The organism is Streptomyces sp. XD-27 (genome assembly GCF_030553055.1).
GTDB lineage: Bacteria > Actinomycetota > Actinomycetes > Streptomycetales > Streptomycetaceae > Streptomyces.
On the sequence record NZ_CP130713.1, the window covers coordinates 1,490,359 to 1,513,502 of the forward strand.

The 23,144-nt window shown below is 72.5% G+C and carries 18 protein-coding genes and 1 pseudogene; 7 read left to right on the plus strand and 12 right to left on the minus strand.

What is annotated here, in order from left to right; all coding sequences use genetic code 11:
• Positions 1-303: 303 nt before the first annotated feature.
• Positions 304-1,653, plus strand: a complete 1,350-nt coding sequence (locus tag Q3Y56_RS06315; RefSeq protein WP_304460969.1) for a HEAT repeat domain-containing protein — start codon at positions 304-306, stop codon at positions 1,651-1,653.
• Positions 1,654-1,974: 321 nt separating this feature from the next.
• Here the strand turns inward: Q3Y56_RS06315 and Q3Y56_RS06320 are convergent, their stop codons facing one another.
• Positions 1,975-2,955: an SMI1/KNR4 family protein gene (locus tag Q3Y56_RS06320; protein WP_304460970.1), complete on the minus strand. Its 981-nt coding sequence runs from the start codon at positions 2,953-2,955 to the stop codon at positions 1,975-1,977.
• 174 nt (positions 2,956-3,129) lie between these two features.
• Between Q3Y56_RS06320 and Q3Y56_RS06325 the strand changes: the two are divergent.
• Positions 3,130-3,264, plus strand: a pseudogene (locus tag Q3Y56_RS06325) (chitin-binding protein); the annotation flags it as partial.
• Positions 3,265-3,304: 40 nt separating this feature from the next.
• Here the strand turns inward: Q3Y56_RS06325 and Q3Y56_RS06330 are convergent.
• The gene (locus Q3Y56_RS06330; RefSeq protein WP_304460971.1) at positions 3,305-4,219 is read right to left on the minus strand and encodes a hypothetical protein; all 915 of its coding nucleotides are present in this window, start codon (positions 4,217-4,219) and stop codon (positions 3,305-3,307) included.
• Positions 4,220-4,274: 55 nt separating this feature from the next.
• Positions 4,275-6,185, minus strand: a complete 1,911-nt coding sequence (locus Q3Y56_RS06335; protein ID WP_304460972.1) for a hypothetical protein — start codon at positions 6,183-6,185, stop codon at positions 4,275-4,277.
• Between the two features lie 238 nt (positions 6,186-6,423).
• Between Q3Y56_RS06335 and Q3Y56_RS06340 the strand changes: the two genes are divergently transcribed.
• A complete protein-coding gene (locus Q3Y56_RS06340) occupies positions 6,424-7,416 on the plus strand; it encodes a 2-hydroxyacid dehydrogenase (RefSeq protein ID WP_304460973.1) in 993 nt (330 codons plus the stop codon).
• Positions 7,417-7,500: 84 nt separating this feature from the next.
• Here the strand turns inward: Q3Y56_RS06340 and ppk2 are convergent, their stop codons facing one another.
• The 3 genes from ppk2 to Q3Y56_RS06355 all read right to left on the minus strand — a co-directional run bounded on the left by ppk2 (position 7,501) and on the right by Q3Y56_RS06355 (position 10,537).
• On the minus strand, positions 7,501-8,391 hold the full coding sequence (ppk2, locus tag Q3Y56_RS06345; RefSeq protein ID WP_304460974.1) for a polyphosphate kinase 2: 891 nt from the start codon (positions 8,389-8,391) through the stop codon (positions 7,501-7,503).
• 227 nt (positions 8,392-8,618) lie between these two features.
• Positions 8,619-9,284 (minus strand): response regulator transcription factor, encoded by a 666-nt coding sequence (locus tag Q3Y56_RS06350; protein ID WP_304460975.1) that lies wholly within the window; start codon positions 9,282-9,284, stop codon positions 8,619-8,621.
• Positions 9,251-10,537, minus strand: a complete 1,287-nt coding sequence (locus tag Q3Y56_RS06355; protein ID WP_304460976.1) for a sensor histidine kinase — start codon at positions 10,535-10,537, stop codon at positions 9,251-9,253. Before Q3Y56_RS06355 ends, Q3Y56_RS06350 begins: the two co-directional genes overlap by 34 nt.
• 131 nt (positions 10,538-10,668) lie before the next feature.
• Here Q3Y56_RS06355 and Q3Y56_RS06360 point away from each other — a divergent pair, with 131 nt between their 5' ends.
• The gene (locus Q3Y56_RS06360) at positions 10,669-12,579 is read left to right on the plus strand and encodes an ABC transporter permease (protein WP_304460977.1); all 1,911 of its coding nucleotides are present in this window, start codon (positions 10,669-10,671) and stop codon (positions 12,577-12,579) included.
• Positions 12,580-12,656: 77 nt separating this feature from the next.
• Here Q3Y56_RS06360 and Q3Y56_RS06365 read toward each other — a convergent pair whose 3' ends face one another.
• The 3 genes from Q3Y56_RS06365 to Q3Y56_RS06375 form a co-directional block, all read right to left on the minus strand.
• A complete protein-coding gene (locus tag Q3Y56_RS06365) occupies positions 12,657-13,121 on the minus strand; it encodes an SRPBCC family protein (RefSeq protein WP_304460978.1) in 465 nt (154 codons plus the stop codon).
• On the minus strand, positions 13,109-14,008 hold the full coding sequence (locus Q3Y56_RS06370) for an RNA polymerase sigma-70 factor (RefSeq protein WP_304460979.1): 900 nt from the start codon (positions 14,006-14,008) through the stop codon (positions 13,109-13,111). The genes Q3Y56_RS06365 and Q3Y56_RS06370 overlap by 13 nt, the downstream gene beginning before the upstream one ends.
• Positions 14,009-14,154: 146 nt before the next feature.
• Positions 14,155-14,646: a MarR family winged helix-turn-helix transcriptional regulator gene (locus tag Q3Y56_RS06375; RefSeq protein WP_304460980.1), complete on the minus strand. Its 492-nt coding sequence runs from the start codon at positions 14,644-14,646 to the stop codon at positions 14,155-14,157.
• Between the two features lie 144 nt (positions 14,647-14,790).
• Here Q3Y56_RS06375 and Q3Y56_RS06380 point away from each other — a divergent pair, with 144 nt between their 5' ends.
• A complete protein-coding gene (locus Q3Y56_RS06380; RefSeq protein ID WP_304460981.1) occupies positions 14,791-15,201 on the plus strand; it encodes an organic hydroperoxide resistance protein in 411 nt (136 codons plus the stop codon).
• Between the two features lie 159 nt (positions 15,202-15,360).
• Here the strand turns inward: Q3Y56_RS06380 and Q3Y56_RS06385 are convergent, their stop codons facing one another.
• The 3 genes from Q3Y56_RS06385 to Q3Y56_RS06395 all read right to left on the minus strand — a co-directional run bounded on the left by Q3Y56_RS06385 (position 15,361) and on the right by Q3Y56_RS06395 (position 21,093).
• Positions 15,361-15,771, minus strand: coding sequence for a VOC family protein (locus Q3Y56_RS06385; RefSeq protein ID WP_304460982.1), 411 nt, complete (start codon positions 15,769-15,771; stop codon positions 15,361-15,363).
• Positions 15,772-15,829: 58 nt separating this feature from the next.
• Positions 15,830-16,885 carry a helix-hairpin-helix domain-containing protein gene (locus Q3Y56_RS06390; RefSeq protein WP_304460983.1) on the minus strand — a complete coding sequence of 352 codons (1,056 nt, stop codon included), beginning with the start codon at positions 16,883-16,885 and terminating at the stop codon, positions 15,830-15,832.
• 515 nt (positions 16,886-17,400) lie between these two features.
• Positions 17,401-21,093 carry a DNA polymerase III subunit alpha gene (locus Q3Y56_RS06395; protein ID WP_304460984.1) on the minus strand — a complete coding sequence of 1,231 codons (3,693 nt, stop codon included), beginning with the start codon at positions 21,091-21,093 and terminating at the stop codon, positions 17,401-17,403.
• A 201-nt stretch (positions 21,094-21,294) separates the two neighbouring features.
• Between Q3Y56_RS06395 and Q3Y56_RS06400 the strand changes: the two genes are divergently transcribed.
• A complete protein-coding gene (locus tag Q3Y56_RS06400) occupies positions 21,295-22,368 on the plus strand; it encodes a DUF3533 domain-containing protein (protein WP_304460985.1) in 1,074 nt (357 codons plus the stop codon).
• A gap of 306 nt (positions 22,369-22,674) precedes the next feature.
• On the plus strand, positions 22,675-23,112 hold the full coding sequence (locus Q3Y56_RS06405; RefSeq protein ID WP_304460986.1) for a subtilase-type protease inhibitor: 438 nt from the start codon (positions 22,675-22,677) through the stop codon (positions 23,110-23,112).
• The last annotated feature ends 32 nt before the right edge of the window (positions 23,113-23,144 follow it).

The window sequence follows — 23,144 nt, forward strand, 5'->3', positions numbered from 1 at the left end:
CGGGGGCTTCACACAGTCGGTCCTCGACGTCGGAACGGCGCTCAGGTCGGCCACGAGCCATCGGCGGCCGCTCAGCGTCGGCCAACGATGGTGGCCCCAGGGGGAGTTACGCCATGCCGCCGCGATGGACGACGGCATCGGAAGCCGTCGCCGAACGGATGGCCGTGACTGAGCGCCTCACTTGGCGGGTTTCGCCATGTACCACACTCAGGCCGGTGCGCCCTGGCTTAGCCGGTGCCCGTGTGACAAGATCGGCAGCGTGATCGAATCTTCAGCACGGAAGGGCGGCCTCCGCCCCGGTCGGTGAAGTGGCTGGACGCGGCCGTGGCCGACGGGACCGCCACGATGCCTGCCCACCCTTCCCGCATCGCGGTCTTCGACGCGGTACGCGCCGACCGCACCGGCCCCGTCGCCATCCGGCTTCTCCGGCTCGCCCACGCCGGAGAGCCGTTCGTACGGCGCGAGGCCATGGACCTCCTCTGCAGCTTGACCGGCGAACGGCCCTGGCCCGAGGCCGTCGAAGCCGCGCTGACCCGGCTCGGCGACCCCGACGAGGAGGTACGGCGCAGGGCCGCATACCTCGTCGGGCATTGCGGGCAGCCCGACCTTGTCCTCACCACCCTCGGCGATCTCACCGACCCTGTGGTGCGTACCGTCCTGGCCAGGGCGCTCGGCCCCGCCGTCGCCCGACTGAGGACCGACCGCCTCGCAGCGGTCCGCTTCCTCGCCCACCTGGAGACCCTGCGGGCAGCTCCGCCCGCGCGACGGCCCGCCCTGGACGCGGCGCTCCTCACCGACGCCCGGGAGGCCGCACTCCACCTGGCGGACATCGGGCACCTCTGGGGCTGGGTGCTGTACAGGCTGGGGCGCGAGCGGCACACCTACGCCCTCGTGGCCCGACTTCTCGCCGACCCCGCCACCCGGGACATCGGCGCCGGCCTCTCCCGAGAGGCGTGCCACAACTGGCGGGCGGCCCCGGTCACACTGCTGCCGCTGCTCCTCCGGTACCACGGCCAGGAAACCACCCCAGGCATCGCGGACGCCCTCAGGACGGCCTCAATCTCCGAGGCGGCACGGCGGACACACGGGGCCCTCATCGCCGGGCTCCCGTTCACGCCGTCCCCGCAACCCCGCCGGTCCCCGTCCGCGGATCCGCCGGTGTACGACAGCGCGTCCGCCGCCGCGCTCCTCGCCACCAAGCCAGTGGGCATCGCCCGCCTCAAGCACGCCACCGCGATCTTCAGCGCCCTGCTGGACGCCGGCCCGCTGACCTTCCGGCAGGCGGCCCAGCTGTACAACCTCACCTTCCGTCACCCCGGCCGCTCGCAGGCGGAATGCGCCCCGCTGTGGCTCCGGCACGCTGGGCCTTCCGCGCTGCCCCGCCTGCTCGCCCTGATGACACCGCACCTGGCCGAGTACACGGTCGGCGAGTCCTACCTGGCGGGTCTCGCGCGGATGGGGCGTCACGCGCTGCCCGCGCTGCCGGCCGTGACGGCGATCATCGACCGGCGCACCCGCATCCCCGTCAACGACTCCACACCCGACGCCGAGATGGAACTGGACGAACGCCTCCTGTCCGCCGCGCTCCACACCCGCCGCGCGATCCTCACGGTCGTCCTTCCGCGGCCTTCACCACGGACGCCACCCCAATAGCGGCCTGCTACTGACGACAGCCGGGCTGCCGGTCCCCGCCGAGTCAGAGACTCGGGTCGGACTTCGCGGAGTTCGATCTGGCGATCGCCATCGTGCCGGTCTCCGTGGACGCGGCGTTGGAAGGCGTCACGATGAAGTGGGACGTCGGGTCGTCGTGCAGCTCGTGTGTGACCTCGAACGTGAAGTGGACGGACGGGCAGGCCAACGACGCCGGGCCGACCGCGTAGTGGAAGGCTGATGAGGTCCACGAGTGCGCCCCATGAGGGCCGGCACGTGAAGCAGGAAGGGGGCCAGCCCTGTGGGCTGGCCCCCTTCCCGTGGTCATCCGGTCAGGGGCTGCCACCGGTCTTCCTGCGCGGGGTCGAGCCTGCTGCCCCACACCAGTGCCCCACCGACCAGGCCGGGCTTGTCCCGCGTGGCCAGGGCCGGGGCTTCGAGCATGTCGGCGACGTCTTCCAGGTAGGTGGCCAGCGTGTCGAGCTCGTCGCCGGGGCCTTCGTTGTAGCGGGACCAGCGGCCCAGGTAGCCGGTCGCGGCGTCCAGGTACAGGCCCGAGGTGCGGTCAGCCGCGCCGTAGGAGACAACCGGAATCCAGGCTGCCTTCCACACGGTGATCCGGTCGCATTCGGGGCGGCGGGCGTTGAGGGTGTCCTGGTGGGCTTGGGAGTCCATCTGCTGCCCGTAGAAGGCGGCTACGGCGTCCAGGGTCATCAGGGCCTGGTTGCCGGGCAGGCATCCCGCGCCGTTGACCCCGTCGTCGCCTGCGGTCAGGAACCACAAGGCTCGCAGGTCGGCGGGTATCTGGATGCCGAGGTCGTGTTCCAGGGCGGTGATGGTGGTGGGGCTCACGCCGGCGCGGAGCGCGGCGTGGGAGTCGGGGGCGTTGTGCTGGAGCCAGCGGGTGATGCGCTGCCAGGCGTCGGCGATCACCCGTCCGGTGACCGTGTCGGCGGCAGGGTCGGCAGGTTGGTCCTGGTCTTGGTCCTGGGTGTCCGCGGCAGGGTCGGCATGCTGGTCCTGGGCCTGAGCCTGGGTGTCCGCGGCGGGCTCGGCGGATGGGGCCGGGTTCACGTACCGGATCTCGATCCGGTCGGGCTCGCGGATGTAACCGACGGCCAGGGCGGGGCAGTCCTCGAACAGATCGCCGTCGACCATCACGGTGAGGATGCCGGGCAGACCCGAGGGCTGGCCCATGTCCGGGTCGTCGGCCAGCTGGCCAGCCATGACCTTCAGGGCGTAGGGCACCCCGGCCCCGAGCTGGGCGGCAGTGTCGCGTACGTGCTGGGCGATCTCGGCGTTCACGGCCTGGTGCTCCTTGCTGGTCGGATGGAGGACGGTGGGCCTCACACTAGGACGCCCGCGCCCACCGGGTGGGTGGTGCGGGCGTCCTGTCGCACGGGGGCGCATCAGGCGGTTGTGGGGTCCTCTGAGGCAGAAGCCACACAGCACAAGTCCCCCAACGCCCCTGCTCCGCAAGGCGAACGCCTCGCCGAGACCGGCGGGGACTCCGCGACCGCGCCACTGGCGGTCGGCGGCGCCGCCGTCCTCGCCACCGGTTCCGCGCCCCTCCTCGTCGGGGCCCGCCGCCGCGCTGCACGCAGCCGCACCTGACCCGGCAGAACCGCGCGGGGCGGGTGGGTGGCTGTCATGCCTATGGGCAATCCGTGTGAGCAAGCACCACATCCGGGTATTTCTGCTTGTCAACAACCTTCCAAAGGCCCGCGATCTCATCCCAGATCCAATAGGATTTTCCGTTGTAGCGTTGCATGGCCTCGCGTTGCAGGACCTGCTCATCGGTCATGCCACGCTCGTTCGGCCATTTGCCGTCCGCCTTGTGTCCGTCCAGGTAGGCCCTGGCGGCCGCCTTGTGGAGGCCGAAAATCCTGATGCCCTCCATTACATTGGCGCGCCAGTTCCAGCGTTGCTCACACGAGGCGGCCGGGAGGCACAATTGCGAGATCCCGACGTCGCCTCCCCGGCCGAGTTTGGGATAGCCGTTGTCCCCGAACTGCCTGAGCCCGCTCTCGTGGCAGAGGATCCTACCCATGTCCGTGTTCCTGCCACCGCACATGGCGTAAACGTCCCGGGGTGCCGGATTCTTTCCGAGAATGAGCACCCGTACCTCTGCTTCCAGGACATTGCCGGACATCGTCGCGGTCGCCTTGATGCGAACGTCACCGCCTTGGAACGTCGTCAAAGACGGTGTCCAGGCCCCTCCTACGACGCCGAACGCCTGGTCGCCGGCGGCGCACTTCACTCCCGCGCTCGGGCAGGTACCCGCGCTAGGAGGTTCGATAATCTCGATGCGCCAGTTGAAGGGCACCGTGGGCGTGGGGTCGGGCTTGACCCCGCCGATACGTGCACGGCACTGAATGGACGGCATGGCTGGGGTCGTGTCGATGGAGAAGACCTCGAACGGCTTGGGCTGTTCGATCAGCAGCACGGCCTGCCCGGCGTTGGGGGTGATGACAGCCGGTTGCACGAGCGCTGTCGGCGCGAGAACCTGCGCGCTCTGGTCGACTGCGCTGCCCTGCAGTGCGGCGAGCGGCAGGATGGGGTCGGTCACGGCGCATCACCTTCCTCGCGGTTCGGATGCCTCTGCACCCGGTGACCCGAGTAGTTCAGGCACTACTGCCGGCGCGGGCGCCGTCGGGGGTCGGCGTGGTGGAGACCGTGACTCCGGAGTCGGAGGCGGAGACCGAGATCTTTCCGGGCAGGGGGACGCCCATGGGGAAAACGTCCTTGTAGAGCTTCGCCTTGGCCGCGTTGGAGTCGGTGACGATCTGCTGGCCCAGGGCTTCGCGATCGTTGCCGAGTACCCGCTGCCGCACAGCGCTGGCCTGTAGCCCCTGCGAGTAGTCGTCGAGCGCGTTCCCCTGGCCGAGGAGGGCGTCGACCACGACACCCTCTGTGCGCAGGACGACCTTGTCGACGTTCAGGATGACACCGGGCACGGTGATCTCATTCCCGGTAACGTCCTCGTACGTGCTGGTCACACCCTTCCGCCAGCGAAGATAGCTGTCACCCGCGTCGATCTGCCGCTTCTCCACCATCGAGGGAGTGACCAACTCGTCCTCGTGGTCGAAGATCGTGGAGAGCTGAGCGAGGATGATCTTCCGCAGATCATCCCTCTTCTCCTCCTTGACGTAGGCGTTGAGAATCTTGTCCAGCCCGGACAGCGGCACTTCCTCCACGGTTTCGCCGTAGCCGTTCCAATACCCGACACGCACGTCGACCAGGTGAAGGATGGTGATGTACTCCTGGTTCATCTGGCGGAACACGAAGTTCAAGGTTCGGCCGACGTTGATGTTCTCCAGTTGGCGGGTGATCGAGGTCTCCTCGCCACTCTCCGTCTTGACCTCCTGAGAGGTGTTCACCTGAACATCGCGTTTGGCCGACGCCTTGTTCGCATGCTTGTTCACGGCGTTGCTCATGTTCCTGGCAAACTGCTCGCGCTGGGACGCGGTGGCGCCCTTGACCCCACCGCTGACCTTGGCGTTGCCCCAGCCCCACGACGCCTCCGCCTCTGCTTCGACGTGCCATTCCAGACTTTTCTGCTGTGCCTGCTTGTCCGAGTTCTCTTTCTGAATGGTGGTCTCGAAGTCGTCCGCGCTCTCCTTGGAGAACGAGTCCAGAATGCTGGACGCCGACTTGCTGTCGGTCTCGGTCTTGCGGAACGTCTTGATGCTGATCGTGGTCTTCTCGCCCGGGAGCAGCGTGAACGTCTTCAAGGTCCGCCCCGCGCCGTACTGGCCCGCGAACGTGGAGAGCCGGTACATCTCCACCAGGGCGATCTGCGGTTGGCCGCCGGGCAGGTCACCCGTCGTAGACGGGAAGGGGTCCGGGAGGAATGTGTGAGCGTAGTCGCCCCACATGGTGCGGTGGACAGCAAGGCGTTTGCCGGTCTGAAGCATCTCCGCGACGTGGGAAACGTCCAGGTCGGTGATCTGCGGCCGCGTGCGATGGTCCCCCAGCGCGGCTTGGGAGAGAATCGACCCCCGTACGGCCTGCGCCAGGTGCGTGACCTCCGCAGCCTCCGCCAGCTGCGCGCCCTCTTCGGTACTTCCGGCTGAGACCACGGGCCCAGAAGGCCCACTGGGCGGTGGAGCAGGAGGAGCAGAAGTAGGCGGTTTGACTGCTGCGAGGGCCGTGAGATCCGGGCTCACCGCCCCTCTGCGCAGCGCCTGGGCCATGGTGCTCGTGGTCGCGGTATCGAGCCCGCCGGAACTGCCGGCAACCGCGCTGTGCGAGGCGAAGAGACCTGCGTGGGTAGCCGCCGGGTTCTTGATGCCGGGAAACATCTTGAGGTTTCCCGTACGCAGTTGACGAGCCACATCGACGGCCGTGGCGCTCAATGCCCCTGTGGGCGTGCGATCGGGAGCGCGGAACGCGTCGTCGATGAACCAAGCAGTGGGGTCGTCGAGGTCGAGCGCGATGATGTTGCGACCGCTGTAGGACGTCGGCTCGGGAACGTTGTAACTGAGAATCGTTGCCTTGCCTGCCGGGTCGAACTTCGAAATCGGCTCTGCCACGACGGTCTCCCTCGGGTACACGGCCTCCATCCCAGACGAGGCCCGACGCTGGATTGCTAACCCGCAGCCGTACACGGGAAGGCCGCTGAACGAGCGAATGCCGCGTGCCGACGAGGAGACCACGGGTGGGCCGCACACCGCGGCGATGCGCCTCCGCTTCCGCGATAGGCGTCAGCGGTAAGGTCCGCTTCAGCCGCTTCGATCGGTTATGTGGCAGCGGGCGCCGGAGGAGGACCGGATGGACGTCATCGCGTTCGGGGTCATCGCCGACGAGCGGCCACTGCTGGAGGAGGCGTTCCGCGGGCGGCACGGTGTGCGGTGTCTGGAGGCGTTCCTCCACCGGGACACGGCTGCGGCGGCGGCCGGATTCGAGATCGTCAGCAGCAGCGTCAACGACACGCTGGGCGCGGAGGTGCTCGACGCGCTGGCCGCCGGCGGGACTCGGATGATCACGCAGCGTGCGACCGGCTACAACAACATCGACCTCGGCCGCGCCCGCGAGCTGGGCCTGACCGTGGCACGGGTCGCTTCCTACTCCCCGTACGCGGTGGCAGAGTTCGCCTGGGCGCTGGCACTGGCCCTGAACCGCGGAACAGTCCGGGCCGTCGGCCGGACCCGGGAGTTCGACTTCCGGCTGAACGGCCTGATGGGCTGGGACTTCCACGGACGGACCGCGGGGGTACTGGGCACCGGCAGGATCGGGGCCGCCTTCAGCAAGATCGCGCACGGCTTCGGGATGCGGCTGCTCGGCTGGGATCTGGCCGAGAACCCGGACTGCCTGTCCCTGGGCATGGCCTATGCACCCAAAGAGCGGCTGTTTGCCGAAGCCGACCTGGTCAGCCTCCACGTGCCCCTGGTCCCCGAGACGCACCACTTGGTGGACGGGGCCGCGCTGGCCCTGATGAAGGATGACGCGATCCTGATCAACACCGGCCGGGGTGGTCTGATCGACGCGTCCGCGCTGGTGGCCGCGCTCAAGCGGAACAGGCTCGCGGGAGTGGGGCTGGACGTCTACGAGGAGGAGGCCGGGGTCTTCTACGTCGACCACTCCATGGAGGTGATGACGGACGACGTCCTGGCCCGGCTGATGACCTTCCGCAACGTGCTGGTCACCTCCCACCAGGCGTATTTCACCCGTGACGCCGTCGGTCAGATCATCGCCACCACCGTGCGCAACGTGGAGGACTATATGGCCGGACGCACCAGCGAGAACCTGCTCCTGCCCGCCTAGCCAGGCGCTGTGCGGCACGAGGGCGACCCCGCTGACTCTCCTTGCGGTCGCCTCCTCACTGTCGCGCCTCCGAGCACCCGGCGGTCAACCGCCGTCGTCCTCGGTGTCCTCCCCGTCTCCCTGAGCGGAGCGCTTCAGCACCGTGGCCGCGTGATCGGGCACGTAGGTCTGGAGGTCTCTGGGTGGCCGCCGGTACCCCGTGGACGCGGGCCGGGGCGGCAGCCGCAGCCGCGGCGGCTCGACCTCGCCGTACGGCACGGTCGAGAGCAGGTGGGCGATCATGTTGATCCGCGCCGAGCGCTTGTCGTCGCTGTCCACCACGTACCAGGGCGCCTCGAGGATGTCGGTGCGCGCGAACATCTCGTCCTTCGCCCGCGAGTACGCCTCCCAACGGGTGAAGGACTCCAGATCCATCGCGGAGAGCTTCCAACGGCGCGTCGGGTCGTCCAGCCGCTTCCGGAAGCGCCGCTCCTGCTCGGCGTCGCTCACCGAGAACCAGTACTTGCGCAGCAGAATCCCGTCCTCCACGAGCATGCGCTCCACGACCGGGCACTGGCGCAGGAAGCGCCGGTACTCCTCCGGCGTGCAGAAGCCCATGACGCGCTCGACGCCGGCCCGGTTGTACCAGCTGCGGTCGAACAGCACGATCTCTCCCGCGGCCGGAAGCTGCTCGACGTACCGCTGGAAGTACCACTGGGTGCGCTCGCGCTCGGTGGGCACCGGCAGGGCGACGACACGGGCGACGCGTGGGTTGAGGCGTGCGGTGACCTGCTTGATCGTGCCGCCCTTCCCCGCCGCGTCACGCCCCTCGAAGACCACCACAAGCCGCTCGCCCTCGGCCCGCACCCACTCCTGGAGCTTGACCAGCTCGATCTGAAGGCGGAAGAGCTCCTTGTCGTACGCCGCCCGGGGCAGCCGGCGAGGCGCGCCCCCGTTCGGCCGCGCACCCCGTTCCGTCCCTTTCCTTCCGGGCATCCTGCTCGCCTCCCACGGCTCTCCGCCGGGCGCACCGGCCGACGGGTCCAGCATGGCCGGTCGGGCGACCGACCGCCCACCGGGCTGCGCTCCCTCGTCAGCGGTTCCGCGCTGCTCTCGTCGCGGCCCGGCCCCGCGCTACGCGAAGCCGCACCTGAGCGGTTCATATCGGTGGCGACGGAGCCGGACCGGATCGGCCTTCGCGGGCGATACGGCAGGGGAAGCGCTCAGGCCCGCAGGAACTCCAGCACCGCCAGCACCCGGCGGTGGGTCTCCTCGGCCGGGGGCAGGTCCAGCTTCATCAGGATGTTGCCGATGTGCTTGCCCACCGCGGCATCCGACACCACCAGCTCGCGGCAGATCGCCGCGTTGGACCGGCCCTCGGCCATGAGCGCCAGCACCTCGCGCTCGCGTGGGGTCAGCCGCTCCAGCGGGTCCCGGCGACGGCGCAGCAACTGGCGCACCACCTCCGGGTCGACCACCGCGCCCCCGGCCGCCACCGTGCCGACCGCCGCCAGGAAGTCCTCGACCTGGCCGATCCGGTCCTTCAGTAGATAGCCGACGCCCGAGCCGTCCCCGGAGTCCAGCAGGTCTGCGGCGTAGGAGCGTTGGACGTACTGGCTGAGGACCAGGACCGGCAGCCCCGGCCGCTGCTCGCGCAGGGCGACGGCGGCGCGCAGCCCCTCGTCCGTCTGTCCCGGTGGCATCCGCACATCGGTGATCACGATGTCCGGCCCGTGCTCGGCGACGGCGGCGTGCAGGGCGTCGGCATCACCCACCGCGGCCACCACCCGGTGGCCGAAGCGGGCGAGCAGGCCGATCAGCCCCTCGCGCAGCAGCACGCCGTCCTCGGCCAGGACTATCCGGAGCGGGTCGGGATCAGTGGGGTGCAAGGGATCTCCACGCGCAGCAGGGTCGGGCCGCCGGGCGGGCTGCTCACCGTCAGCGTGCCGTCCACCACCGAGACCCGGTCGGCCAGCCCGGTGAGCCCGGTGCCGTCGGCCGGGTCGGCGCCGCCGCCCCCGTCGTCCGACACGTCGATCGTCAACAGCCCGTCAGCGTAGTGCCCCTCGATCCGGGCGGCTCCGGCACCGCTGTGCTTGGCGATGTTGGCCAGCGCCTCGGACACCGCGAAGTAGCCGGCCGACTCGACCGCCGGCGGCATCCGTCCAGGCAGGTCGAAGCGGACCTCGACGGGTACGGGCGAGCGGTCGGCGGCATCCGCGCAGGCGTCCGGCAGGCCGCGGTCGGTGAGCACCTGGGGGTGGATGCCGTTGATCAGCTCTCTCAGCCCGGAGAGGGCCTCGTCCGCCTCCCGGTGCGCGGCGGCCAGCTGGGCGGCGAGCGCACTGCCCGGCGGGGCGTCCAGCCGGGCCAGCCCCAGCGTCATCGAAAGGGCCACCAGCCGCTGTTGGGCGCCGTCGTGCAGATCGCGCTCGATCCGGCGCCGCTCCGCCTCGAAGGCGTCCACCAGCCTCGCCCGGGAGCTGACCAGTTCCCCGATCCGCAGCTCCTGCCCACCCGGCGACAGCAGCAGCCGGACCAGTGCCGCCCGGCCCGCCGCCACCGCCGTCAGCGGATACGCGAACAACGCGAGCGCGGCCAGCCCGACGATCCCCAACCCGCCTGCCACGACCGGCGAATGGACCTCCCACAGTTTCAGGACGTTCACCTGCTCGCCGTCCGCCAGCAGCAGAGGCAGCGCCGCCAGCAAGTACGCCGGCACCACCAGCGCACAGCCCGCCACGACCAGGTCTATCGGCCACAGCACGAACGCGGCCAGCACGGTGAAGCCCAACTCCCGCCAGGTCGCCTGCTCCCGGTATCTCAGCCTCAGCCAGGCCGGCAGCCCAGGGCGGGTCGGCAGCTGGTGCGGATCCGCCAGCCGCGTGCCGTCGAGCAGCCGCAACAGCCACCGCTCCCACGCCGCGAACGGCACCCCCACCAGGGCCAGCCCCGCCAGCAGCGGCAGCCCCACCAGCACCACCGCCAACACCCCGGCGGCAACCGTCGCCACCAGCAACCCCGCGCACAGCAGCACCCCGGCCGCCCCGCTCACCAGCAGGTACCCGGCCGCCCGCCACGGCATCGCCGACCGCAGAAACCCCGGGCGTTTCACCTCGCGCCAGACGCCGTTCCCGCCCATCCGCCCCCCTCTTCCGAGCCACCTCCCACCCTAGGCACCGACCCGCCCGTCGCGCGGTAGAGCAGGCTCTACCTTTCACAGTGGCCCCTGCACCACTGATCCACCCCACCTCCGGCCGGTTGGCTTGCGGCATGAGGATGTTGCCGATTGCACTGAAGTCCCTCCGGGCCCGCTGGGTCTCGCTCATCGGAGCGTTCACCGCCCTCGCGCTCGGTGTCGCGATGATGACGGTCATGCTGCTCGGGCTGGCCACCGCGATGGCGCTGCCCGGCGGCGAGGCCGTGGTGTCGCTGGTGGCGGCGCTCGGTACGGCGGGCGGGGTGAGCGCGTTCGTGTCGGCGTTCGTCGTCGCGTCCACCTTCTCGTACGTGGTGGCACAGCGTCGGCGCGAACTCGGCCTGCTGCGCCTCGCCGGCGCCACCCGCGCCCAGGTGCGCCGCACCGTCCTCGCCGAGGCGCTCGTCCTCGGCATCGCGGCCTCCGCCACCGGCTGCGCACTCGGCCGGCTCGCGGCCCCCCGGATGGTGCGCCGGCTCGCGGACGTCGGCATGGCGCCGCCCGACATCACGCTCGGGCAGCAGAACTGGCCCTTGCACGCCGCATTCTGGACGGGCCTGCTGGTGGCCCTGTCCGGGGTGGCGGTGGCCGCCCGGCGCGCGGGCCGGCTCGGGCCGTTGGACGCGCTGCGCACCGCGGACCTCGACGCCGGGGTGATGACCGCGGGCCGTTGGTTCTGGGGCCTGGGGCTGCTCCTCACCGCCGCCGCCCTGACCGTCACCGCCCTGGTCACCGACCCCGCCGATCTCCTGCATCGCAAGACGTACACCGTGCAGCCGATGGTGCTGATCTCGGCGTGCGGCCTGCTCTCGCCCGTCCTGGCACGCCCACTGCTGCGCGCGTTCACCTGGCTGCCGGCCCGCTGGACCTCGTACGCCGGGCGGCTGGTGCGCGGATGCGCCTCGGCGGCGCTGCGCCGAACGGGCGCCGTCGCCGCGCCCGTGCTGGTGTCGGTGGCGCTGACGGGTTCGCTGGCCGGGGCCCTGGAGACGGTGAGCGCCGCCCGCACGGCCGAGGCCCGCTCGCGGACCGCCGCCGACTTCGTCGCCGTACCGCACACCTCCTCCCCCGATGCCCCCTCCTCCCCCGATGCCCTCGCCGCCGCGCTGCGCGCCGTCCCGGGCGTCATCGTCTCCCCCACGGCCCCCACAGAGCTCTCACTGATCGAACCGGACGGCACGGTGGTCAGGTCCGAGGCCAGGACGGCCGATCCGGCCGCCCTGGCGACCACCGCCCGGCTGCCGGTGCTCAAAGGATCGGTGTCCGCACTGGACGACGACGGCATCGTGCTGCCTGAGGAGTGGGGTCGGACCACCATCGGCGCCCCGGTACGGGTGGTACGCGCGGACGGGAGCCGGGCGACCCTGCGGGTGGCCGCCGTCCTGCGCGACGGCCTGGGCGACAACGGGCTGTACGTCACCGCCCGCAACGGCCCGGGCGCCCGCGTCGACCGCATCGAGATCAGACTCGCCGCCGCGGCCGACGCCACCACCCCCGACCTGCTCCGCGCCGCCGCGCGCCCGTTCGGTACCACCGTCGCCACACGGGAGGAATGGCTGGCCGCCACCGCCCCCGCCGCGAGCCGGATCGCCTGGCTGCGGACGGTCCTGGTCCTGGGTCTCGCCCTGACCTACACCGGCATCGCGCTCGCCAACACCCTCGTGATGGCGACCGCCGACCGGCGCCGCGAGCTGGCCCTGCTGCGCCTGGCCGGCGCCACCCGAGCGCAGGTGATACGGCTGGTGACCACGGAGTCGGTGCTGGTGGTGGCGGTCGGCGCGGTACTGGGCTGCGCGGTGGCCGCCATCCAACTGGGCACCATGCACGCCGCCTTGGCACTGCTCGGGGTCGACGCGCCATTGGCCGTGCCCTGGCGGCCCCTCGGCCTGGTGACGGGGGCGTGCGTGCTGATCGCGGCACCGTGCGCGGCGCTGGCCGCCGCCTGGGCCCTGCGCCGTCGCCCGGTGACGGCGGCAGCCCGTTAGGCCGGAGCTGTTCGCTCATGTGGGGCGCCGACGATCGGGCCCGCGTGATGGTTACGTCGGCTTGGCGCGCGCGGTCGTCATGTTCGGTTCCGGGTGGGGTGTTGGGCCAGTGCGGTATGGGCGGTGTCGAGGATGTTGCGGAAAGTGCGGGTGATGATCGGCCGCGCGAGGCGCCGGGTGAGGAGGGCGCCGAGGAACGGGACGGGGATCTCGGCGCGGGTGGTCCAGCGGACGTGGGTGCCGCCCTCGACCTCGGTGAACGTCATGCGGCCGAGTTCGTGCCGGGACGGCGGCAGGCTGCGCTCGACGACGTACTCGGTGGCGTACGGCGGGTCGTAGTGCGTGATGCGCTCCCGGAACCAGCCGATCAGCCAGAGGTGGCTGCGTACGGCGCCGACGCCGTAGGGCGCGGCCTCGCCGCGGCGGGTCAGGCGGCAGCGCAGCACCAGGGGCGAGTGCGTGTAGTTGGTGGTCTTGGTGAGCCACGCGAACACGTCGTCGATCGGGGCGTCGATGACGCGTTCGACGGTCATGGTTTCCACGGCTGGTGTCCTCCTCTGTCGAGTGGGTGCACCGTCTCGGCGCGGTGCAGCTTGTCCGGGTTGCGCATGACGTAGAGGCCGGTGATCCGTCCGCCCAGGATCTCGAAGGCGAGCAGCCAGTCGAGTTCACCGCCGGTGAGGCAGCGGGCCGCGGGCATGCCGTTGTAGGTGGCGTGCTCGATGCGGGTCGCCGCGGTGAGGCTGGTGCGGGCCACGCCGAGGACGAACCGGGCGACGTCGGCGCGGCCGGTGATCGGGCGACGGGCGGCGACCGCTTTCCCGCCGCCGTCGGAGATCTGTACGACATCGGGCGCCAGCAGGTCCATCAGCGCCTGGACCGCGCCGGTCGCGGCCGCGTTCAGGAACCGCTGGACGATCTCCTGGGTGGCGTCGGAACCGGGCTCGAAGCGGCGGCGCCGCGCGTGGACGTGCCGGCGTGCGCGGTGGGCGATCTGCCGGACGGTGACCTCGGTCTTCCCGATCGAGGCGGCGATCTCGCCGTGGGTGTAGCCGAACACCTCGTGCAGCACGAACACCGCGCGTTCGGTCGGGTTCAGCGTCTCCAGGACCAGCATCACGGCCATCGACACGGACTCGGCCAGGATCGCGTCGTCGCTCACCTCGGGTGCGGTGCGGATCAGCTCGGGCAGCCACGTGCCGACGTACTCCTCGCGCCGCGCCCTGACCGCCCGCAGGTGATTGAGGGCCTGCCGGGTCACCACGCGGACCAGGTAGGCGCGCGGATGCTCGACCGCGGCCGGATCGACCGCGCGCCACCGCAGGTAGCTCTCCTGCAGCACGTCCTCGGCGTCGGTGGCGCTGCCCAGCATCTCGTAGGCGATGGTGAACAGCAGCGGACGGTGCTCGGTGAATGCGTCCTCAGCCATGGCCGGCCCCTTTCCTCGGACGCCCATCGAGACACCGCGCACCGGCGAACCGTGACAGCCCGCGACCGTGATTCACTTCACAACGCCGTCAGCGCCGTCAGCGCCGGTCCCGCCGGCGCTGACGGCGGCGTCGCTCCAGGGCGGCGTCACTCCAAAGCAGAGTCGAGCGCCTGGGTGAGCCGGTGCAGCCGGGTCCGCAGGTCGGTCAGGTCACGCGGGTCCAGGCCGCTGGCGGCGATGACCTTGCGCGGCACGGCCTCGGCGTCCGCCCTGAGCGCCGCGCCCTCCGCGGTCAGCCGGACGTTCACCGAGCGCTCGTCATGGGCACTGCGCTCCCGCTGCACCAGTCCGGCCGCCTCCATGCGCTTGAGCAGCGGGGAGAGGGTCCCGGAGTCCAGCCGCAGATACTCGCCCAGCTGCTTGACCGGCATCTCGCCGTGCTCCCACAGCACGAGCATCGCCAGGTACTGCGGGTAGGTGAGCCGGGTCTCACGGAGGACCTGGCGGTACACGCCGCCGAAGGCACGCGAGGCGGCGTGCAGCGCGAAGCAGATCTGCAGGTCGAGGCGGAGCAGGTCCTGCTCCTCGGATACGGCCGGGTGGTGTGCCGGGTCGGTGGTGTCGGGGTGGCGTGCCATGCCCCAGCGTACCTTTTAATTGCGCACAACTGAGTTGTGCACTACCGTTCAGGGTGTCGCGTGACGGGCACGCAGCACGACACCCGTCGCGCACCACAAACCCGCAGCACACACGCATCACGCACCACAAAGGGGAATGACTTCATGGACGCGCTGTACACCGCGGTGGCGACGGCCAACGGCCGCGAGGGACGGGCCGTGAGCTCCGACGGCCAGCTGGACCTGCCGCTGGCCCCGCCGCCGGCCCTCGGCGGCAACGGCCAGGGCACCAACCCGGAACAGCTCTTCGCCGCCGGTTACGCCGCCTGCTTCGCCGGGGCACTCGGCGTCGTCGGCCGCCAGGCGAAGATCGACACCAAGGACGCGTCGGTCACCGCCGAGGTCGGCATCGGCAAGGACGAGTCCGGCTTCGGAATCACGGTGACGCTCCGCGTCGAGCTGCCGGAGTCCCTGCAGGGCGAGACCGGGCGCGCCCTGGTCGAGCAGGCCCACCAGGTGTGCCCGTACTCCAAGGCGACCCGCGGCAACATCCCGGTGGAGCTCGTCGTCGAGTAGCCGGACGGCCGGATCGCCTCCGCCCGCGACAGTCCCCGCCTCCGCCCCCGCAGGAGGCGGGGCTCGCGTGTCGGCGGCCTCGGGTCAGGTCAGCATGCCGTCGGCCGCGGGCGGTTCCTCGCGCGGCGGGCACGTTGAGCAGTACCCCGGTCCGCTCGCTCAGTGGCGGACCAGGCAGAAGGGGTGCCCCGCCGGGTCCGCGTAGACGCGCCAGGGCTGCTCATCGGCGCCGTCACCGCCATCGGCGCCGTCAGCACCCTCACCGCCGTCCAGTGGCGTCGCGCCCAAGGCCAGCACCTGCTCGTGCGCTCGATCCAGGTCCGGAACGCCGAAGTCGAGATGGAACTGCTGAGGGCGGGCCGGGTCCGGCCAGCGCGGTGGGCGGTAGTCCGCTGCCCGCTGGAAGGCCAGCACGAGGCCGGACGGCGCGTGCAGCGTGGCCCAGTCGTCGTCGAGGGACCACCGCCGATCCGGCTGGTTGACGGTGCCGCCGAGCAGCGACCCGTAGAACTCGGCGAGCCGCACCGGGTCGGGGCAGTCCAGCACCACGCACTGCAGTTCAGCGATCATGGCCAGATGGTAGAGCCGTCGGGGAGCCGTCGGTACGGGGCCGGGAGCCGGAGCCGGGTCACGCCGCGTCCAGGAACGACGCGGGCCGCACCGCGCCCGCGCCGAAGCGGGCCCGCGCGCGGTCGGCGGCGGCCTCGGCGCGGTGGGCCTTGTCGTCCTCCGGGTCGAACGTCAGCTGGTGCGCGGCGAGTCCGGCGTCCATGAGGCCCTCGGCCCGCAGCGCCACGGACCGTACCCGCGCCCGTTCCAGAGCGAGCCCCGCGTGCAGCGCGTACGCGGCGGCGGTCAGTGCCGGGGTGTGCGCGGTCGGTTCGGGGAGGGTCCGGGAGCGCGTGGTCGAGGAGCGGTCCGCGTAGCGGACGGTGAGGGTGAGGGTGCGGGCCACCTGGCCGCTCGTACGCAGCCGTACGCCGAGGCCGTCGGCGAGGGTGAGCAGCGCGCGGCGCCTGCGGCCGGGGTCCAGCTCGTCGTGGCCGAAGCGGTGTTCGGCGGCCATGGCGCGGGCGGAGGCGTTCGGGGTGACCGGCGCCGGGTCGGTCCCGTGCGCCCGCTCGTGGACCCGCCGCCCGGCCGCCGCGCCCAGGATGCGCTGGAGGGTGGCCAGCGGGGCCGCCGCGATCCGGTCGACGCTGTCCAGCCCGTACGCGCACAGGGCCCTGGCGGTCGCCGGTCCCACGCCGGGCAGCGCGGCCGCGGGCTTGTCCGCGAGGAAGGCGGCGACCGCCTCCGGAGTACCGGGAACGGTGCGGACCGCACCGGGCCCACCGCCCTCCTCCAGGTGCGCGACGGCGGCCATCCTGGCGAGCAGCGGGTTGGCGGCGACTCCCACGGTGCAGTCGACGCCGTACCGGGCCAGGGCCCGGACCCGTACGATTTCCGCCAGCCCGGCCGCGTCCCGGCCGAAGTAGCGCAGCGCGCCCCGGACATCGGCCAGCGCGGCGTCGGGCGGCAGCGCCTCGACCACGGGGGTCAGTTCGGCGAGCAGGCCGAGCAGCCCCTCGTAGATGTCCGCACCGGGCTCGGCGCCGTCGGCGGAATGGAAGCGCACATACAGCACGCCCGGCTCATCCCGTCTCGCGCCCCGCGCCGTGGCCTGTCCAGTGGCCTGACTCATGGCCCGACCCGCGCCCAGTCCCGCGCCCTGTCCAGTGACCCGACCTGCGTCCCGCCCCGGGGCCCGCCCTGCGGCCCGTCCGGCACCTCGTCCCGCGGCCCGGGCCACGTCCGCCGGAGTCGCCCCGCGCCCCGGAGCCCCGGCGGCCTCCGCTGCCGGGGCCGTACGGACCGCGGTTCGGCCGCGTACCGGCAGCCGCGCCCCCGGGCCGTCGCCCGTACTCCGTGGTGCGCCGGACGGCTTGGGCGTGACGCCGACCGCCCGCAGCCCGCGGCCGCCGGCCGTCGTAGGGGGCGCCGGGGGCGGACCCGCCGTGACGCCGGCGGCCGAGGCGGCGGACGCGTTCCGACCGCGCGCGACCGCCGCGACCGCCGCCGGGGCCGCCGAGATCACCGGGTCCGCCGGAGCCACAGGAGCCATCGGGCCCGCCAGGTCCCCCCGCGCGGCATACCCGGCCGCCGCCGTGGACCGCGGCCGGTCGGACGGCGGGTGGGGTACGTGAGCTGGTCGGCGCGTCATCGTCCCGCGCTCCCCGGGCTGGAGTGCCACAACTTGCGCCCCGTGGCCGCGCCTTCGCCTGCGGGGCGCAGGTCGGCCCAAGGGTGCATCTCGTAGCCGGTGGGCAGGTGGATGCGCCGCGCCGTGTCCGCGGGGGCCTCCTCCTCGCCGGGAGCCTCGCCGGGAGCCTCGCCGGGGGCGGCGTCCCGGCCTTCGGACGGCGGCGCGGACGCCCCTGCGGGAGCCGCCGCCGCCAGCCGTGCGGCGACCGCCTCCAGGCCGCCGGTGCGCCGCAGTTCGGCCAGTTCCGCGAGGTTCCACGCGGCCGAGCCGACAACGCTGAGGCTGCGCGGGCCGCGCCGCTGGACCACGCCCCGTACGAGCAGCAGCCAGGAGTGGAAGACGGTGTACGCGCACGTCGCGTGGCTGTCGTCGAAGAACGCGAGGTCGACCAGGCCGGTGCCGTCGTCGAGGGTGACGAAGATGACGCGGCGCCCGGAGCGGATCGGGGGCGTCTGGGTGGCGGCCTTGGCCCCGGCGACCAGGACGGTCTCGCCGTGCCGGGCCACCCGCAGCCGCTTCGCCGGGACCACGCCCAGCTCCTCCATGAACGCGCGGTGATCCCCCATCAGGTGCCGTGAGACGTCCATGCCGAGGACGCCGAGCTCGGCGTCGAGGCGTTCGGCCGCGTCGAGGTCCGGGAGCCCGGCGGGCGCGGCCGGGCCGGTCTCGGTGAGCGGCAGCTGACCGCCGTGAGCCCCGCCGCCGCGCGAGGAGGCCCGGCGGTGCAGTTCGGCGATGTGCAGCAGCAGGTCGCGGCGGTTCGCGCCGAAGCCGTCCAGCGCGCCGACCTCCGCGAGCCGTTCGGCGACCGGCCGCCCCGGACGGGCCCGCAGCCACAGGTCCTGGAGCGAGGAGTACGGCCGTCCCGCGGCGATCCGCGCCGCTTCCGCCTCACTGATGCCCCGTACGTCGCACAGCGCCATCCGGAGCCCCACACTTCCCCGGTCACTGCCTCCCTCGCCGCCTTGCCCGCTGCCGCCTCCCCCTTCGCCACCCTTACCGGACATCAGTTCGATTCGATAGGCCGTGTCGGACCGGTTCACGTCCAACGGCAGGATCGGCACCCCCTGCCGCCGCGCGTCCGCCAGCAGCAGCCGCTTGGGGTACATCCCGGGGTCATGGGTGAGCAACCCGGCGTAGAAGGCCGCCGGATGATGCGCTTTCAGCCAGGCCGACTGGTACGTGGGCACGGCGAACGCGACCGCGTGCGCCTTGCAGAAACCGTAGGAGCCGAACGCCTCGACGATCTCCCAGGTGCGCGCCAGCACCTCCGGGCTGTAGCCGCGCCGCGCCGCCTCCGCGTGGAACCAGGCCCGGACCCGGCCCTGCCGCGCGGGGTCCGACAGCGCGCGCCGCCCCTCGTCCGCGAGGTCCCGCCCGCAGCCGGTCATGATCGAGAGGATCTCGATGATCTGCTCGTGGAAGACGACGACGCCGTAGGTCTCGCGCAGTGCCTCCTCCAGGTCCGGGTGCGGGTAGTGGGGCCGGGTGCGGCCGTGCCGGGCGGCGATGAAGGGCCGCACCATGTCGGCGGCGACCGGTCCCGGCCGGAACAGCGAGATGTCGACCACGAGGTCGTGGAAGGTCGCGGGCTGGAGCCGGCCGATCAGATCGCGCTGGCCGGGCGACTCGATCTGGAAGCAGCCCAGCGTCTCGGTGGAGCGGATCAGCCGGTACGTGGCCTCGTCGCCGGGCGGCACCTGCGCCGGATCGTCCAGGTCCAGCGGCCGCCCGGTGACGCGTTCGACCTCCCGCGCCGCGTGGGCCATCGCGGACTGCATCCGCACCCCGAGCACGTCGAGCTTGAGCAGCCCGAGGTCCTCGACGTCGTCCTTGTCGAACTGCGACATCGGGAAGCCCTCGCCGCTGGTCGGCACGATGGGCGTGCGGGCCAGCAGCCCGGCGTCCGACAGCAGGACGCCGCACGGGTGCATGGCGACACCGCGCGGCAGGGCGTCGAGCGCCTCCACCAGCTCCCAGAGGGCGCCGTAACGTTTCTGCGCGGCCGTGGCCTCCCGTACCTCCCGCAGTTCGGGCAGCTCCGCGATGGCCGCGCGCGCGTCCCGGGCCCGGATGTGCGGGAAGGACTTGGCGAGCCGGTCCACCTCGGCCGGATCCATGCCGAGGGCCGCGCCCACGTCCCGTACCGCGTGCCGCACCCGGTAGGTCTCGGGCATCGCGACGGTCGCGACGCGCGCCGCGCCGAAGCGGTCGAAGATCGCGCGGTAGACGTCGAGGCGGCGGGCGGACTCCACGTCGATGTCGATGTCGGGCAGCGCCTGCCGCCGCACCGACAGGAAGCGCTCCATCAGCAGCCCGTGCTCGACCGGGTCGGCGTGGGCGATGCCGAGCAGGTGGTTGACCATGGAGCCGGCGCCGGAGCCCCGCGCGGTGACCCGGATGCCCAGGGCGCGGGTGTCGTCGACGACCTGGGCGACGGTGAGGAAGTACGTGGCGTAGCCGAGCCGTTCGATGGTGCGCAGCTCGTCCTCCAGCCGCCGCCAGCGCCGCTCGTCGCGGTCGTAAGCGCGCAGCACCATGGCGGCGGCGCAGCGGGAGCGCAGCACGCGCATCGCGGTCCGGTGCCCGGCGCCGACCAGGTGCGGTTCGGGGAAGTGGACGCTGCCGAGCCCCAGGTCGTCCTCGGGGTCGACCCGGCAGGCGGCGGCGGTGTCCTGGGTCTGCTCCAGCAGCCGGTGCGCGGCGGCGCGGCGGAATCCGGCCGCCTCGGCGACGCGCTCGGCGGTCCGCGCCATGTCGGCGGGGCCCTTGAGCCAGCCCTCGCCGCTGTCGAGCGCGCCGGGGGTGCGGAAGTCGATGGGGACGAGCCGGCGGGCGGCGTCCAGGACGTCGGCGACCGGGCCCTGGCCGGGGTCGGCGTAGCGGACGGCGTTGCTGAGGACGGCCCGTACGCCCTGGTCGGCGGCGAAGCCGACGGTACGGGCGGCCAGCCGCAGCGAACCGGGGCCGGTGCCGGTCCGCCCGTGCCAGAAGGCCTCCAGCCGCAGCGCGTCACCGAACAGTTCGCGCCAGGGCGCCAGCAGCCGCTCGGCCCGGTCCGGACGCCCGGCGGCGAGGGCCCGGCCCACGTCGGAGTCCGGGCCGAGCAGCACGGTCAGCGGGGCGAGCGCGCCGGACGCCGCGCTTTCGAGGTCCTCCCAGCGCAGCAGGGGGCGCTCGTCGTGGTGGGCGGGGGCGGGGCCGGCCCGGTGCGCGTCGGCGGACCAGCGCGAGGGGTCGGCAGGCCGCGTGTGGGACCCGGTGTCCAGGTACGCGTGGGCGGCGGAGACCAGTCCGCACAGCGCCGCCCAGGCGGGCGCGCCGTCGCGGGCGAGGAAGACCGCACGGGGGGTGGACTCGTCGATGAACGCCCCGCCGCGCACGGGGGTGCGCCGCCGGGAGCCGCCGTCCGGGCCGCCGGTCCGCCGCGGTTCCCGTACCGCCAGGTCCACGCCGAACAGTGGCCGGATCCCGGCCTCGGCGGCGGCCCTGGCGAACCGCACGGCCCCGGCGAGGCTGTCGCGATCGGTCAGGGCGAGCGCGTCCATGTCGCGTTCGGCGGCGCGCCGCGCCAACCGCTCCGGGTGGGCGGCTCCGTACCGCATGGAGAACCCGGACGCGGTGTGCAGATGCGTGAAGCCTGGCATCCGCACCTCCTGCTCCTCACTCACCCCCTGACCAGCCTGCCTCTATCCCCTCCCCAACACCATAGACCACTTTTCGAACGTTCGTGCGATACGCGGGCGGGGGGACGGGACGGCATCGGGTGACGCCCGTCGCCTGTTCAGCCCGCACCTGAACGGCCCGCGCCGCCTGCGGGGGCCTGTTCGGGCCGCACACCATGGCGTATGACCCCTACGAGCAACGCCACCCACCTCTCCTACCGCGCCGCAGGCGCAGACGGGGTGACGACGCGCGCCGCCCTGCTGATGGTCGGCGTGCTGCTGCTCCAGCTCGCCTTCATCACCTCGTACGTGGGCGCCTTCCACAACCCGAGGCCGGAGCGCGTCGATCTCGCCGCCGTCGCCCCGGGCCCGGCCGCCGACCGGCTGGTGCGCGAGCTCGACGCGCTGCCGGGCGAGCCGTTCGACGCGCGCGCGGTCGGCAGCGAGGCCGCGGCGGTCCGGAAGCTCAGGCACCGGGAGGTCGACGCGGCGCTGGTCGCCGACCCGGCCGGCACCACCGACCGGCTGTTCGTCGCGAGCGGCGCGGGCGCCTCGCTCTCCGCGGCGGTCGAGCAGGCCGTCACCGCGGTCGAGAAGGCCCGCGGCCGCACCGTGCGCACCGTCGACGCCGTCCCCGTGAGCAAGGGCGACGCACGCGGGCTGACCTCGTTCTACCTGGTGGTCGGCTGGTGCGTCGGCGGCTATCTGTGCGCCGCGGCGATGGCGATCAGCGCCGGGGCGCGGCCCGCCACCCCGCGCCGGGCGGTGATCCGGCTCGGCGGGCTCGCGCTGTACTCGGCCCTCGCGGGCCTGGGCGGCGCGGTGATCGCGGGCCCGATCCTCGACGCACTGCCGGGCAGCGCCTGGGCGCTGTGGGGGCTGGGCGCGCTGGTGGTCTTCGCGGTCGGGGCGGCGACCCTCGCGTGCCAGGCGATCGCGGGCGTGGTGGGCATCGGCCTGGCGATCCTGCTGATCGTCGTGCTCGGCAACCCGAGCGCGGGCGGCGCGTACCCCTACCCGCTGCTGCCGGACTTCTGGCGCGCCATCGGGCCGGCGCTGCCGCCGGGCGCGGGCACGTGGACGGCCCGCTCGATCGCGTACTTCCGCGGGAACGGGGTGACCGGTCCGCTGCTGGTGCTCTCCGCCTGGGCGGTCGCGGGCACGGCCGTCACCCTGGTCGCCTCGGTGCTGCGCGGCCGCCGCCCCGGGCGCGGCGTGCAGTTGGTGCCGCCCGTCCCCGGCAGCCCGCACCTCTGACGCCGCAGGAGCGATGCTTTCCGGTCGAGCCTCACCGACCGGCCCGGGGCCGTCGGCGCCGGACTCCGACAGGTGTGCGGATTTCAACGAACGAGCGGACGGCTGGCCAGGTCGGGTGTGACGCATTGTGGGTCACCGATCTACACAGAGATACCAGCCATCGGATTGACACAATCAGCCACCATGTAATTGCCGACAGTGACCGGAAGTGGCCGTTCAATCGTGCGCTTCCGGGGCACTTGAGCAAGACTCCGAGTCCCGGACACCTGTCCGGTATCTGCAACCACGAGCAAGGGAGTGTTCGGAATGCGGAAGATCGCTGGAGCGATCGGTCTCGGCGCCGCCCTGACGATGAGCTGCCTCGTAGCGGCCGGCAGCACCGCGAACGCCGAGCCGGCAAAGCCGCGCAGCCTGTACGCACCCTCGGCACTGGTCCTCACCATCGGCAGCGGGGACGACGCGAAGACGGCCACGGTGCAGCGCGCGGTGACGCTGAACTGCCGCCCCAAGGCCGGCGGGACACACCCGGACGCCTCTGGAGCGTGTGCCGCACTCTACGGCGTCGACGGCCGGTTCGCCGAGCTGCCGACGCCGGAATCGGACGGCCGGGCCTGCACGAAGGACTATCGGCCGATCGTCGTCACCGCCCAGGGCGTGTGGGACGGCCGCCGGGTCGACTACTCCAGGACCTACGGGAACGCCTGCACGATGGAGTCGCTGCGGTCCGTGGTGTTCTCGTTCTGACCCGGCCGACTCCGACCGACCCCCGGTCGGCT